Below are 14,081 nucleotides of genomic sequence, written 5' to 3' on the forward strand. Positions count from 1 at the left end.
GGACTCCCTCCTCCGCCTTGCGATCGCACGCACCAGACCCCGCCGACCCCGCCCTCCGGGCGGACGACGCCGATGTGAAGACACTCCCTAGGCGCTGACCGGGTTCGGCAGCTCGACGTTGGCCCCCAGCTCCGCGAGCTTCGACATGAAGTTCTCGTAGCCGCGGTTGATGAGGTCGATGCCGTGCACCCGGGAGGTGCCCTGCGCCGCCAGGGCGGCGATCAGGTACGAGAAGCCGCCGCGGAGGTCCGGGATGACCAGGTCCGCGCCCTGCAGCTTCGTGGGGCCGGAGACGACCGCGGAGTGCAGGAAGTTGCGCTGGCCGAACCGGCAGGCCGAGCCGCCCAGGCACTCGCGGTACAGCTGGATGTGCGCACCCATCTGGTTGAGCGCCGAGGTGAAGCCCAGCCGGGACTCGTAGACCGTCTCGTGGACGATCGACAGGCCGGACGCCTGGGTCAGCGCCACCACGAGCGGCTGCTGCCAGTCGGTCTGGAAGCCGGGGTGGACGTCGGTCTCCAGCGCGATGGCGTTGAGCGGGCCGCCGGGATGCCAGAAGCGGATGCCGTGATCGTCGATCTCGAACGCCCCGCCGACCCGGCGGAAGGTGTTCAGGAACGTCATCATCGACCGCTGCTGGGCTCCGCGGACGTAGATGTCCCCCTCGGTCGCCAGCGCCGCGCTGGCCCAGGAGGCGGCCTCCAGGCGGTCCGGGAGCGCCCGGTGGTTGTAGCCGCCGAGCTTGTCGACCCCGGTGATGCGGATCGTGCGGTCGGTGTCCATCGAGATGATCGCGCCCATTTTCTGCAGGACGCAGATCAGGTCCTCGATCTCGGGCTCGACCGCGGCGTTCGACAGCTCGGTGACGCCCTCGGCCAGCACGGCCGTCAGCAGCACCTGCTCCGTCGAGCCGACCGACGGGTACGGCAGCCTGATCTTGCAGCCGCGCAGCCGCTGCGGGGCCTCCAGGTACTGGCCGCCGGGCCGCTTCTCGATGGTCGCGCCGAACTGGCGCAGCACGTCGAAGTGGAAGTCGATCGGCCGGCCGCCGATGTCGCAGCCGCCCAGGCCCGGGATGAAGGCGTGCCCGAGGCGGTGCAGCAGCGGGCCGCAGAACAGGATCGGGATCCGGGAGGATCCGGCGTGCGCGTCGATGTCGGCGACGTTCGCGCTCTCGACGTGCGAGGGGTCGAGCACCAGCTCGCCCGCTTCCTCACCGGCCTGGACCGTCACGCCGTGCAGCTGGAGCAGCCCGCGCACCACGCGGACGTCGCGGATGTCGGGCACGTTGCGCAGTCGGCTCGGCTCGCTGCCGAGGAGGGCGGCCACCATGGCCTTGGGCACGAGGTTCTTCGCGCCACGGACACGGATCTCGCCCCGGAGCGGGGTTCCGCCATGGACAAGCAGTACGTCGGAAGCGTCGGTCATGGATCTCGCGTTCCTGGAGACAGTCATAAAAGTGGGCGGGGTCCCCGCAGGCACCAGGAAGAAATGGTAATGCGCCTACGGAGGACTCCTGTAAGCCCGGGACGTGACGGCTCTGTCATGACTTCGCTACAGCCACAGCCGTCCTCCCGGTTACCGGTCGGTACAAGGCGCCCCAGGCGTTCGGGACCCCTCGCTCGACTGCCCGCACGCTGCGCGATTACGCCGGGGCCGGTCGTTGGCATCCCGCGAAGGCCCGTGATGCGGGATCATGTTGACCATGACGGAGGTCACTTCGCTCACCGGCAGGCTGCTCGTGGCGACGCCCGCTCTGGCGGACCCGAATTTCGACCGTGCGGTGGTACTCCTCCTCGACCACGACGAGGCGGGGTCGCTCGGCGTCGTGCTCAACCGCCCCACACCGGTCGGGGTGGGTGACGTGCTGCAACCCTGGGCGGTGCTGGCCGGCTCGCCCCCGGTGGTGTTCCAGGGCGGCCCGGTGTCGCTGGACTCCGCGCTGGGGCTGGCCGTGGTCCCCGGCGAGTCCTGGGACGACGGGGACGACGCCCCGCTGGGCTGGCGGCGGGTGCACGGCGCCATCGGCCTGGTGGACCTGGAGGCGCCGCCGGAACTGCTCGCGGCGGAGCTGGGATCCCTGCGGATCTTCGCCGGGTACGCCGGATGGGGACCGGGGCAGCTGGAGGCCGAACTCGTCGACGGCGCCTGGTACGTCGTGGAGTCCGAACCGGGTGACGTGTCCGCGCCGGATCCGGAGCGGTTGTGGCGCTCCGTGCTCAGGCGGCAACGCAACGAATTGGCGATGGTGGCCACGTACCCGGACGACCCGTCGCTCAATTAGGCTTGACGGTTATGAGCACTCTTGAGCCCGAACGCGGGGCCGGCACCGGCACCCTCGTCGAGCCGACCCCGCAGGTGTCGCACGGCGATGGCGACCACGAGCGCTTCGCCCACTATGTCCAGAAGGACAAGATCATGGAGAGCGCCCTCTCCGGGTCTCCGGTGGTCGCGCTGTGCGGGAAGGTCTGGGTACCCGGGCGGGATCCGAAGAAGTACCCGGTCTGTCCGATGTGCAAAGAGATCTTCGAGACGATGCCGCTCGGCGGCGGCGACAAGGACAAGAGCGGCAAGAGCTGACCTGGGCCGTGCCGCTCCGGCACGGTTCAAGTAGCCGCCCAATTGGTCTATGCCAATTCGGTGCGGGCGGGGCAGGATGTCCGTCATGGATCTGATCCCCGCCCCGCGCCTGGTGACCGAGTACGCCGCGAACGACGCCTTCGTCCTGGGGCCCGACACGGTGCTGGCCGCCGGGCCGGGCACCGAGCGGGCGGAGAGATGGCTGCGCTCCGAACTCGGCGCGGCCACCGGCCACCGCCTCGCCCCGGGCGACGGCTCGGAGACCGACGCCATCAGGATCTCCGTCCATGAGACGGTCACCGAGGAGCTGGGCCCCGAGGGGTACCGGATCGTGGTCGCGGCGACCGGCGTCCACCTCTACGGCGGCGGCCCGGCGGGCGCCTTCTGGGGTGCGCAGACGCTCCGCCAGCTGCTGGGCCCCGCCGCCTTCCGGCGCGCGCCGCTGGCGGGCGCCGAGTGGCGGATCCCGCACTGCCACATCCAGGACTCCCCGCGCTTCGGCTGGCGCGGCCTCATGCTCGACGTCGCCCGGCACTTCCTGCCCAAGGACGCGGTGCTGCGGTACCTCGACCTGATGGCCGCGCACAAGCTCAACGTGCTGCACCTGCACCTCACCGACGACCAGGGCTGGCGCGTCGAGATCAAGCGCTACCCGCTGCTGACCGAGGTCGGCGCCTGGCGCGAGCGGACCAAGGTCGGGCTGCGGGAGTCGACGCTGTGGGACGAGCGGCCGCACGGCGGCTACTACACCCAGGACGACATCCGCGAGATCGTCTCCTACGCGGCCCAGCGGCACATCACCGTCGTGCCCGAGATCGACATCCCCGGGCACTCGCAGGCCGCCATCGCCGCCTACCCGGAACTGGGCAACACCGACGTCGTCGACACCGCGGCGCTGCCCGTGCTGACCAGCTGGGGCGTCAATCCCAACGTGCTGTCCCCCGCCGACAGCACCCTGCGCTTCTACGAGGGCGTCTTCACCGAACTGCTCGACCTCTTCCCGTCGGAGTTCTTCCACATCGGCGGCGACGAGTGCCCCAAGGAGCAGTGGCGCGCCTCCGCGGCCGCCCAGGCGCGGATCAAGGAGCTGGACCTGGCGGGCGAGGACGAGCTGCAGAGCTGGATCATCCGGCACTTCGACGGCTGGCTCACGGAGCGCGGCCGCCGGCTGATCGGCTGGGACGAGATCCTGGAGGGCGGACTGGCGCCGGGCGCCGCCGTCTCCTCCTGGCGCGGGTACGAGGGCGGGATCGCCGCAGCGCGGGCCGGCCACGACGTCGTGATGTGCCCCGAGTCGCATGTCTACCTGGACTGGCGGCAGTCGGACCGGGCCGACGAGCCCGTGCCGATCGCGCGGGTGCGCACCCTGGAGGACGTCTACCGGTTCGAGCCGGTGCCCGCGGAACTCACCGAGGAGCAGGCCGCGCACGTCATCGGTACCCAGGCCAACGCCTGGACCGAGGTGATGGACTCCCCGCGGGTCGTGGACTACATGGTCTTCCCGCGGCTGGCGGCGGTCGCCGAGGTGGCCTGGTCGCGGCTGCCCGCGCCCGCCGAGCGCGACTGGGCGGACTTCGAGCGGCGAATGGAAGCGCACTACGCGCGACTTGACGCACTCGGAGTGGAGTACCGCCCGCCCGCCGGTCCGCTGCCGTGGCAGCGGCGCCCCGGGGTGGTCGGACGCCCGCTCGACGGACAACCCCCGATCGTGTGAGCCGTCCCGCAACGTCCGTCCCCGTAAGGGCGGGCCTGGCACGGTGGATTGGCGTATCTTCGCAACACCCTCGAAGGGCGCCAATTCCGACACGGGGGTGATACCCGACAGAATGGGGCATCCACTCCCGTGAGGGGCAGGCCCGCACTTCGTGGACCCTCGCGTTGACCACCGCGGAACATGTGCCAGAGTTGCCACGTCCGGGCTGTCAGCACGTACGGTACGGCTACCGCACGGCGGAGAGCCGGGAAGGGGCAGCTGCGTGAGCACGAATGCACAGCAGACGGCGCGAAATGTCACGTTGCCGTCCTCGCTCGACGAGGCCGTGGAGGCACTCGCCGCCGCGCCCGGCGCCGTGCCCGTGGCCGGCGGCACCGACCTGATGGCGGCCGTCAACTCCGGGCAGCTGCGCCCGGCCGGCCTCGTCGGACTCGGGCGGATCAGCGAGATCCGCGGCTGGCAGTACGCCGACGGCCACGCGCTGCTCGGTGCCGGCCTCACCCACGCCCGGATGAGCCGCCCGGACTTCGCCGCGCTCATCCCCGCCCTCGCCGCCGCCGCCCGCGCGGCGGGACCGCCGCAGATCCGCAACGCGGGCACCCTCGGCGGCAACATCGCCACGGCCGCACCGACCGGCGACGCGCTGCCGGTGCTGGCCGCGCTGGAGGCGAGCGTCATCCTGGCCGGCCCCCAGGGCAGCCGGGAACTGCCGGTCAGCCACCTGCTGACCGGGATGGACCCGCTGCGCCCCGGAGAGCTCCTCGCGTTCGTGCGGGTGCCGCTGCTGCACGCGCCGCAGACGTTCCTCAAGGCCACCGGCCGCACCGGCCCCGGCCGGGCGCTCGCGTCGGTCGCCGTCGTCCTGGACCCGGCCCGGCGCGGGGTGCGCTGCGCGGTGGGCGCGGTCGCGCCCGTGCCGCTGCGGCCGCTGGAGGCCGAACGCTGGGTCGCGGGACTGATCGACTGGGACGGCGGCCGGCTGCTCGCCCCCGAGGCGTGCACGGCCTTCGGCGAGTACGTCGCCGGGGCGTGCATCCCGGACCCCGTGCCGGGACCCGACGGGGCCGAGGCCGTCGAGCTGCCGCCCGCCGCCGTACAACTGCGCCGCACCGTGGCGGCCCTGGCCCGCCGAGCGCTCGGGAGGGCACTGGCATGACCGACCCGCAGCAGCCGCAGCCGGGCACCCCGCTCACGCCGGGCACCTGGCAGCCCGTGCCGGGCGGCGGGGACTACGACCCCGACCAGACCATGCACGTCTCCTTCGCGGCCATGCTGCCGCCGGTGGCGGACGCGGGGGACGCGGCGACCCAGTGGTCGATCCCGCTCGTCGCGGCCGACCCGGTCGAGGAGACCGGCGAGTACCCGCTGGGCGCCCTGGCGGACGGCCTCACGGCGCCGTGGACCGCCCAGCACCCCGACGAGACGCACTCCCGCCCGGACGCGCCCGCCCGGTCGTTCAGCGCCGCGCGGTTCGGCCAGGGCGCGGCGGCGTCGGCGCCCCGGCCGCCGGCCGACGCCCTCCACCACGACCTCGGCGCGCAGGCCGTCGACGGCCTGCGCGGCAGCCACGACGGCGCGGACACCCGGCCCCAGGACGCCCAGGACGCCCAGGAAACGGCGGCCCGGCACCCGTACTTCGCCGAGCACCCGCCGTCCGCCACCGCCGGCTCCCAGCCGCCGTCGTCGGACGGGACCGGGCAGTGGAGCCTGCCGTTCGTCGCGGAGGACGCGGCCGACGAGTCCGGCGAGTACCCCGTGGGCGCCATCGGGGCGCTGACCGGCGCCGAGACCGTCGCGGTGACCGAGGACGGCCCCGAGGCGGCGGACATCCCCACCGACGGCCCCACCGACGGCCCCACCGACGGCCCCACCGACGGCGCCGGTGACGGCACCCGTGACGCCGCCGCGGAGCCCGAAGCGGCGGCCGGCGACGAGGAGCCGGTCCCGGGCGAGGAGCACAGCGAGCACCCCCTCGCCTCCTACGTGCTGCGCGTCAACGGCGCCGACCGGCCCGTGACCGACGCCTGGCTCGGCGAGTCCCTGCTGTACGTGCTGCGCGAGCGGCTCGGCCTCGCCGGTGCCAAGGACGGCTGCGAGCAGGGCGAGTGCGGCGCCTGCTCCGTCCAGGTCGACGGCCGGCTCGTGGCCTCCTGCCTGGTGCCCGCCGCCACCGCCGCGGGCAGCGAGGTCCGCACGGTCGAGGGGCTGTCCGCCGACGGCACGCCGTCCGACGTGCAGCGCGCGCTCGCCGAGTGCGGCGCCGTGCAGTGCGGCTTCTGCGTCCCCGGCCTCGCGATGACCGTCCACGACCTGCTGGAGGGCAACCACAAGCCCACCGAGCTGGAGACCCGGCAGGCCATCTGCGGCAACCTCTGCCGGTGCACCGGCTACCGGGGCGTGCTGGACGCCGTCCAGGACGTCGTGGCCGCCCGCGAGGCCGTCGCGGCGGAGCACACCGAGAACCCCGCCGACGGGGCGCGGATCCCGCACCAGGGCGGACCGCACGGCAGCCACCCGGGCGGCGCCGCGTGACCCGCCGCGCGATCCCGGGCCGACGGCCGGAGCCGCGCCGCGCGCGCCCGGCCCGCGCGCACGAACCCACCGGCAGCAGCGAGAGGGCAGCGGCATGACTGGATCCGACGCGGCCACGGCGGCGCCCGCCCAGGCCGACCGGACGCCCGCGGCGCCCGAACCGGCGCTCCACGGGCTCGGCGTCTCCGTGCGGCCGGTGGACACCCTCGCCAAGGCGCAGGGCACCTTCCCGTACGCCGCCGACCTGTGGGCCGAGGGGCTGCTGTGGGCGTCGGTGCTGCGCTCCCCGTACCCGCACGCGCGCATCGTCCGCATCGACACGTCGGAAGCCACCTCGATGCCCGGCGTGCGGGCCGTCGTCACGCACGAGGACGTGCCGGGCGACGCCATGCACGGCCGCCGCGTCGCGGACCGGCCGGTCTTCGCCAAGGACGTCGTCCGGCACCACGGCGAGCCGATCGCCGCCGTCGCCGCCGACCACCCCGACACCGCGCGGCTGGCCGCGGCCGCGATCCTCGTCGAGTACGAGGTGCTGGAGCCGGTCACCGACCCGGAGAAGGCGTTCGCCGCCGAGCCGCTGCACCCCGACGGCAACCTCATCCGCCACATCCCGCTGAGCTTCGGCGACCCCGAGGTCGTCGGCGACGTCGTCGTCGAGGGCCTGTACCGGATCGGCCGGCAGGACCCGGCGCCCATCGGCGCCGAGGCCGGGCTCGCCGTGCCCCGCCCGGACGGCGGCGTCGAGCTGTACGTGGCCTCCACCGACCCGCACACCGACCGGGACCTGGCCGCCGCCTGCTTCGGCCTGGAGGCCGACCGCGTCAAGGTCGTCGTCACCGGCGTGCCGGGCGCGATGGGCGACCGCGAGGACTCCGGCATCCAACTGCCGCTGGGGCTGCTCGCGCTCAAGACCGGCTGCCCGGTGAAGTTCGTGGCCACCCGCGAGGAGTCCTTCCTCGGCCACTCCCACCGCCACCCCACGCTGCTGCGCTACCGGCACCACGCCGACGCCGAGGGCCGGCTGGTCAAGGTCGAGGCGCAGGTGCTGCTCGACGCGGGCGCGTACGCCGACCACTCCTCGGAGGCGCTGGCCGCCGCCGTGGCGTTCGCCGCCGGCCCGTACGTCGTGCCGCACGTCTTCGTCGAGGGCTGGGCCGTCCGCACCAACAACCCGCCGTCCGGGCACGTGCGGGGCGAGGGCGCGCTCCAGGTCTGCGCCGGGTACGAGGGCCAGATGGACAAGCTCGCGGCGAAGCTGGGCCTGGACCCGGCCGAGCTGCGGATGCGCAACGTCATGGCCACCGGCGACCTGCTGCCCACCGGGCAGACCGTCACCTGCCCGGCGCCCGTCGGCGAGCTGCTGAAGGCGGTCCGCGACGCGGACCTGCCGCCGCTGCCCGTCGACGAGGAGGAGTCGCAGTGGCTGCTCCCCGGCGGCCCGGAGGGCGCCGGCGAGCCCGGCGCGGTCCGCCGCGGGGTCGGCTACGCGCTCGGCATGGTGCACATGCTCGGCGCGGAGGGCACCGACGAGGTCTCCACCGCGACCGTGCGGATCCACGACGGCCGCGCCACCGTCATCTGCGCCGCCGTCGAGACCGGCCAGGGCTTCACGACGCTCGCCCGGCAGATCGTGCAGGAGGTGCTCGGCGTCGAGGACGTCGGCGTGCTGGCCGCCGACACCGACCAGCCGCCGTCCGGCGCGGCCGCCCGCGGCCGGCACACGTGGGTGTCGGGCGGCGCGGTGGAGCGGGCCGCGAAGATGGTGCGCACGCAGCTGCTGCAGCCGCTCGCGGCCAAGTTCGGGATGTCCGTCGAGCTGCTCACCATCGCCGACGGGAAGATCACCTCGTACGACGGCGTGCTCAGCACGACCGTCGGCGAGGCCCTGGAGGGCAAGGAGCTGTGGGCGACCGCGCAGTGCCGCCCGCACCCCACCGACCGGCTGGACGAGACCGGGCAGGGCGACGCGTTCGTGGGCCTCGCCTTCTGCGCGATCCGCGCCGTCGTGGACGTGGACATCGAGCTGGGTTCGGTCCGGGTCGTGGAGATGGCCGTCGCGCAGGACGTCGGCCGGGTGCTGAACCCGCGCCAGGTCGCCGCCCGGATCGAGGCGGGCGTCACCCAGGGCGTCGGGCTGGCGCTCATGGAGGACCTGCGGGCGCCGCGCGGCATCATCAAGCGGCCCAACCTCACCGGCTACTCGCTGCCGACCGCGCTGGACGCCCCGGACGTGCGCATCGTCAAGCTGGTCGAGGAGCGCGACGTGCTGGCGCCCTTCGGCGCCAAGGCCGTCAGCGCGGTCCCGGTCGTGGTCTCCCCGGCCGCCGTGGCCGCCGCCGTCCGCGCCGCCACCGGCCGCCCGGTCAGCCGTCTGCCGATCCGCCCCCAGGCGGCGGTCGTCAAGCCGCAGTCCTGACGGACACCCCGGACGCCCCCGGACAGCGGAAGGGCCCGGCAGCGGGATGCTGCCGGGCCCTTCGTCTTCCCCACGGAGGCCGTAGCGGGAATCGAACCCACGTGCCTCGCTTTGCAGGCGAGTCCCTAAACCACTCGGGCATACGGCCGTGTTGGTGACGTCACTGACGATAGGGCGCCGCCCCCGGGGGCGGTCAACGGTCCCGGCGGCCCCGCAACAGGACTGCCACACGCCGTTCATGAACGGGCGGTCGACGACGCGACCTAGGACCAACGGCGGAGCCGGAATCCGTCCGCAGGAAGGGGGTGCTCCGCGCCTGCGCCCCTTACTCTTGGCGGGTGACCACGGTAGAGACCCAGAGCAGCGCACCGGCCGCCCCGCCGGCATCCCCGGACTCCGACGGCGTCATGGGGCGGCGCTATCGCGCGTTGACCCTCGGCATCGTCTCCGTCGTGCTGCTCATCGCGTTCGAGGCGAGCGCGGTGAACACCGCGATGCCGGTCGCGGGCCGCGCCCTCGACGGGCTGTCGCTCTACGCGTTCGCGTTCTCCGGGTACTTCACCGCAAGCCTGCTGTCGATGGTGGTCTCGGGGGAGTGGTGCGACCGCAAGGGCCCGCTCGTCCCGCTCTTCACCGGCATAGCCGCCTTCGGGGCGGGGCTGCTGGTCTCCGGCGCCGCGCAGAACATGTGGACGTTCATCGCCGGCCGCGCGGTCCAGGGCCTCGGCGGCGGGCTGGTGATCGTCGCGCTGTACGTCATCGTCGGCCGCGCCTACCCCGAGCGGCTGCGGCCCTCGGTCATGGCCTCGTTCTCCGCCGCCTGGGTGCTCCCGGTGATCGTCGGTCCGGTGGTCGCCGGAGCCGTCACCGAACACCTCGGCTGGCGCTGGGTCTTCCTCAGCATCCCGGCGCTGGTCCTGCTGCCGCTCGTGGTGATGATGCCGGCGCTGCGCAAGCTGCCGCCGGAGGGGGGCACCGCCGCCGTCGACCGGCGCCGCATCGTCCTGGCGCTGGCCGTCGCGACGGGCGCGGGCCTGCTGCAGTACGCGGGCCAGGACCTGTCGCCGGTCATGCTCGTCCCCGCCGCCGTGGGCGTCGCGCTCCTGGTCCCCGGCGTCCTGCGGCTGCTGCCGCGCGGGACGTTCCGGGCCGCGCGGGGGCTGCCCGCCGTGATCCTGCTGCGCGGCGTCGCCGCCGGCGCGTTCATCGGGGCGGAGAGCTTCGTTCCGCTGATGCTGGTCACCGAGCGCGGCTACTCGGCCACCCTGGCCGGGCTCTCGCTCACCGGCGGCGGGCTGACGTGGGCGCTGGGCTCGTACGTGCAGAGCCGGCCGCGCCTGCAGCCGCACCGCGAGCGGCTGATGCGGGCCGGCATGGTCCTGATGGCCGCGGCCGTCGCGGGACCGGCCCTGGCGCTCGCCCAGTCGGTCCCCGCGTGGATCGTCCACATCTCCTGGATCGTCGGCGGCTTCGGCATGGGCCTGGTCATCTCCAGCGCGAGCGTGCTGCTCCTCAAGCTCTCCCGCCCCGAGGAGGCCGGCACCAACTCCGCCTCCCTCCAGGTCTCCGACGCCCTCGGCAACATCGTCCTCGTCGGCGCCTCGGGGGTCCTGTTCACCGCCCTGGGCGGCGGCTCCGGCCACCCGGTCGCCTTCGTGGCCGTGTTCTGCTCCATGGCCGTCGTGGCCCTGCTGGGCGTCGTGGTGGCGAGCCGGCTGGCGCCGAAGACGCCCTGATCGGCCGGACGGGTTCGGCCGCCCGCCGAGTGCGCCGCCCGCGGGGTGGGCAGCCGGGGGGACGGAGGTGGCGCGGGTACGCTTATGCGCTTGACGCTGTTGACGTCTCCGCGCCGGACGCGGCCGACGTCGACTCCCGCCGCTTGCGACCCCGCCCCGGAGACCGTGACTACTACCGCCGCCAGTGCCTCCCACCACCTCTCACCGGCCTTCCCCGGCCGTGCCCCCTGGGGCACCGCGGGGAAGCTGCGCGCCTGGCAGCAGGCGGCGCTCGACGAGTACATGCGGCTGCAGCCGCGCGACTTCCTCGCCGTGGCGACCCCCGGCGCCGGGAAGACCACGTTCGCGCTGACGCTCGCCTCGTACCTGCTCCACAACCACCTGGTGCAGCAGATCACCGTCGTCGCGCCGACCGAGCACCTGAAGAAGCAGTGGGCGGAGGCGGCGGCGCGGATAGGGATCAAGCTCGATCCGGACTACAGCGCGGGACCCGTCAGCAAGGAGTACCACGGGGTCGCGGTGACGTACGCGGGCGTCGGCGTGCGGCCGATGCTGCACCGCAACCGCTGCGAGCAGCGCAAGACCCTGGTGATCCTGGACGAGATCCACCACGCCGGCGACTCCAAGTCCTGGGGCGAGGCCTGCTCCGAGGCGTTCGACCCGGCCACCCGGCGGCTCGCGCTGACCGGCACGCCGTTCCGCTCGGACACCAACCCGATCCCGTTCGTGGCGTACGAGGAGGGCAACGACGGGATCCGCCGCAGCTCCGCCGACTACACCTACGGCTACGGCAACGCGCTCGCCGACGGTGTCGTCCGGCCGGTGATATTCCTCTCCTACAGCGGCAACATGCGCTGGCGCACCAAGGCGGGCGACGAGATCGCCGCGCGGCTCGGCGAGCCGATGACCAAGGACGCGATCGGCCAGGCGTGGCGCACCGCGCTGGCGCCGACCGGCGAGTGGATCCCCGCCGTGCTCAAGGCCGCCGACCAGCGGCTCACCGAGGTGCGCAAGGGCATCCCGGACGCGGGCGGCCTGGTGATCGCGTCCGACCAGGACTCCGCGCGCGCCTACGCCAAGATCCTCAAGGACATCAGCGGCCACAAGGTGACCGTCGTGCTCTCCGACGAGAAGGCCGCGTCCAAGCGCATCGACGCCTTCACGCACTCCGACGACCGCTGGATGGTCGCGGTGCGGATGGTCTCCGAGGGCGTCGACGTGCCGCGCCTGGCGGTGGGCGTCTACGCGACGACGATCTCGACGCCGCTGTTCTTCGCGCAGGCCGTGGGCCGTTTCGTGCGGTCCCGGCGGCGCGGCGAGACCGCGTCCGTCTTCGTGCCGACCATCCCGATGCTGCTCGACTTCGCCAACGAGATGGAGGTCGAGCGGGACCACGTCCTGGACAAGCCGAAGAAGGCGGGCGACGAGGAGAATCCGTTCGCCGAGGAGGACCAGCTCCTGGCCGACGCCGAGAAGCTGGAGGACGAGGAGACCGAGGAGCAGCTGCCCTTCGAGGCGCTGGAGTCCGACGCCGTCTTCGACCGGGTGCTCTACGACGGCGCCGAGTTCGGCATGCAGGCGCACCCGGGCAGCGAGGAGGAGCAGGACTACCTCGGCATCCCGGGCCTGCTGGAGCCCGACCAGGTGCAGATGCTGCTGCAGAAGCGGCAGACCCGGCAGATCGCGCACAGCCGGCAGAAGCCCGCCGACCAGGCGGACCTCATCGAGCTGCCCGCCGAGCGGCGCCCGATCGTCACGCACAAGCAGCTGCTGGAGCTGCGCAAGTCGCTCAACACGCTGGTGTCGGCGTACACCCACCAGAGCGGCAAGCCGCACGGCGTCATCCACAACGAGCTGCGCCGGGTGTGCGGCGGCCCGCCGAGCGCCGAGGCGACGGCCGGACAGCTCAACGAGCGGATCAAGAAGATCCGCGAGTGGGCGACGAAGATGCGCTGATCCCGTCGCCGACCCCGTCGGGACGGCGGCAGGGTGGGCACCGGGTGGGCAACAGACTTTCGATTTCCTGTGACCGGGCGGCGGGCCGGGCCGGCGCCGCCGGCGGCCCGCCGACGGCCGGACGGCGGAAGAACCGCAGGCGGGGCGGGCCCGGAACCGGGATCGCCCCGCCTTCGTCCTATCCGCACGAGGGTGAGAAGCGGGGCAGGAGTTTCCCGTGAGGTGACCGGATTGTGGACGACCCCTTCCGCTGAGCGGTACTCCCTCGCTACCGTGCCCGTCACGCACGCGCCGTGGCAGAGCAGCCGCGGAGCGCAGCCGGTACCACCGCGACCGGCGGCCTCTCCGCGCGCTGCCGCGGGACCGGCAGTGCGTCCCGCCGTGAGATGAGCCGCCACTCATATGAGGAGGGGGCGTCGTGACCGCGGAGACATCTCAGACGCTCGACAGAGGACTGCGGGTCCTCAAGCTATTGGCCGACACCGACCACGGGCTCACCGTCACCGAGCTCGCCACGAAGCTGGGGGTCAACCGCACCGTCGTGTACCGCCTGCTGGCCACCCTGGAGCAGCACGCTCTGGTGCGGCGCGACCTCGGCGGGCGGGCCCGCGTCGGGCTCGGCGTGCTGGGCCTCGCCCACCAGGTGCATCCGCTGCTGCGGGAGGCGGCCCTGCCGGCCCTGAGGTCGCTCGCCGAGGACATCGGTGCCACCGCGCACCTGACCCTCGTCGACGGCACCGAGGCGCTGGCCGTGGCCGTGGTCGAACCGACCTGGACCGACTACCACGTCGCCTACCGCACCGGGTTCCGGCATCCGCTGGACCGGGGCGCCGCGGGCCGGGCCATCCTGGCCGGCCGCGGGGTCCTGCCGCACCCGCCCGGGCCGGAGCAGAACGGCGCGGAGCCGGGGGAGCGGCGCACCGACCCGGTGCGCTACGTCCTCACCCACGGCGAGCTGGAGGCCGGCGCCAGCGGCGCGGCCGCCCCGCTCATCGGGGTGACCGGGATAGAGGGCAGCGTCGGCGTGGTGATGCTCGCCGAGGCGGTGCCCGAACGGGTGGGACCCAGGGTGGTGGAGGCGGCCACGGAGGTCGCCGACGCGCTGCGCTGACCGGCGCGGCCGGGAGCCGGCGGTGGGTCGGCGGGC

10 protein-coding genes and 1 tRNA gene are annotated in these 14,081 nt (G+C 73.7%); 9 read left to right on the top strand and 2 right to left on the bottom strand.

Going from position 1 to position 14,081, the window contains the following annotated elements; translation table 11 throughout:
• Positions 1 to 87: 87 nt before the first annotated feature.
• Positions 88 to 1,428: a UDP-N-acetylglucosamine 1-carboxyvinyltransferase gene (gene murA, locus ABZ721_RS36530; RefSeq protein ID WP_358793107.1), complete on the bottom strand. Its 1,341-nt coding sequence runs from the start codon at positions 1,426 to 1,428 to the stop codon at positions 88 to 90.
• A 277-nt stretch (positions 1,429 to 1,705) separates the two neighbouring features.
• On the opposite strand from murA, the gene ABZ721_RS36535 reads away from it, so the two are divergent.
• The 6 genes from ABZ721_RS36535 to ABZ721_RS36560 all read left to right on the top strand — a co-directional run bounded on the left by ABZ721_RS36535 (position 1,706) and on the right by ABZ721_RS36560 (position 9,242).
• Positions 1,706 to 2,284, top strand: a complete 579-nt coding sequence (locus ABZ721_RS36535; RefSeq protein WP_358793108.1) for a YqgE/AlgH family protein — start codon at positions 1,706 to 1,708, stop codon at positions 2,282 to 2,284.
• Positions 2,285 to 2,295: 11 nt separating this feature from the next.
• Positions 2,296 to 2,580, top strand: a complete 285-nt coding sequence (locus tag ABZ721_RS36540) for a DUF3039 domain-containing protein (RefSeq protein WP_269269928.1) — start codon at positions 2,296 to 2,298, stop codon at positions 2,578 to 2,580.
• 85 nt (positions 2,581 to 2,665) lie between these two features.
• On the top strand, positions 2,666 to 4,294 hold the full coding sequence (locus ABZ721_RS36545; protein ID WP_358793109.1) for a beta-N-acetylhexosaminidase: 1,629 nt from the start codon (positions 2,666 to 2,668) through the stop codon (positions 4,292 to 4,294).
• Positions 4,295 to 4,556: 262 nt separating this feature from the next.
• The gene (locus tag ABZ721_RS36550) at positions 4,557 to 5,450 is read left to right on the top strand and encodes an FAD binding domain-containing protein (RefSeq protein ID WP_358793110.1); all 894 of its coding nucleotides are present in this window, start codon (positions 4,557 to 4,559) and stop codon (positions 5,448 to 5,450) included.
• Entirely contained in the window at positions 5,447 to 6,826 is a 1,380-nt protein-coding gene (locus ABZ721_RS36555; protein ID WP_358793111.1) for a (2Fe-2S)-binding protein, read from the top strand. The genes ABZ721_RS36550 and ABZ721_RS36555 overlap by 4 nt, the downstream gene beginning before the upstream one ends.
• 94 nt (positions 6,827 to 6,920) lie before the next feature.
• Entirely contained in the window at positions 6,921 to 9,242 is a 2,322-nt protein-coding gene (locus ABZ721_RS36560) for a xanthine dehydrogenase family protein molybdopterin-binding subunit (RefSeq protein WP_358793112.1), read from the top strand.
• Between the two features lie 76 nt (positions 9,243 to 9,318).
• On the opposite strand, the gene ABZ721_RS36565 is transcribed toward ABZ721_RS36560, so the two are convergent.
• A tRNA-Cys gene (locus tag ABZ721_RS36565) sits at positions 9,319 to 9,390 on the bottom strand.
• 190 nt (positions 9,391 to 9,580) lie between these two features.
• Between ABZ721_RS36565 and ABZ721_RS36570 the strand changes: the two genes are divergently transcribed.
• The 3 genes from ABZ721_RS36570 (at position 9,581) to ABZ721_RS36580 (ending at position 14,045) form a co-directional block, all read left to right on the top strand.
• Positions 9,581 to 10,978 (top strand): MFS transporter, encoded by a 1,398-nt coding sequence (locus tag ABZ721_RS36570; RefSeq protein WP_358793113.1) that lies wholly within the window; start codon positions 9,581 to 9,583, stop codon positions 10,976 to 10,978.
• 165 nt (positions 10,979 to 11,143) lie between these two features.
• Positions 11,144 to 12,934, top strand: a complete 1,791-nt coding sequence (locus tag ABZ721_RS36575; RefSeq protein ID WP_358793114.1) for a DEAD/DEAH box helicase — start codon at positions 11,144 to 11,146, stop codon at positions 12,932 to 12,934.
• A gap of 418 nt (positions 12,935 to 13,352) precedes the next feature.
• Positions 13,353 to 14,045, top strand: a complete 693-nt coding sequence (locus ABZ721_RS36580) for a helix-turn-helix domain-containing protein (protein WP_358793115.1) — start codon at positions 13,353 to 13,355, stop codon at positions 14,043 to 14,045.
• Positions 14,046 to 14,081 lie beyond the last annotated feature (36 nt).

Origin of the sequence: Streptomyces sp. NPDC006733 (assembly GCF_040636125.1) — a bacterium.
GTDB lineage: Bacteria > Actinomycetota > Actinomycetes > Streptomycetales > Streptomycetaceae > Actinacidiphila.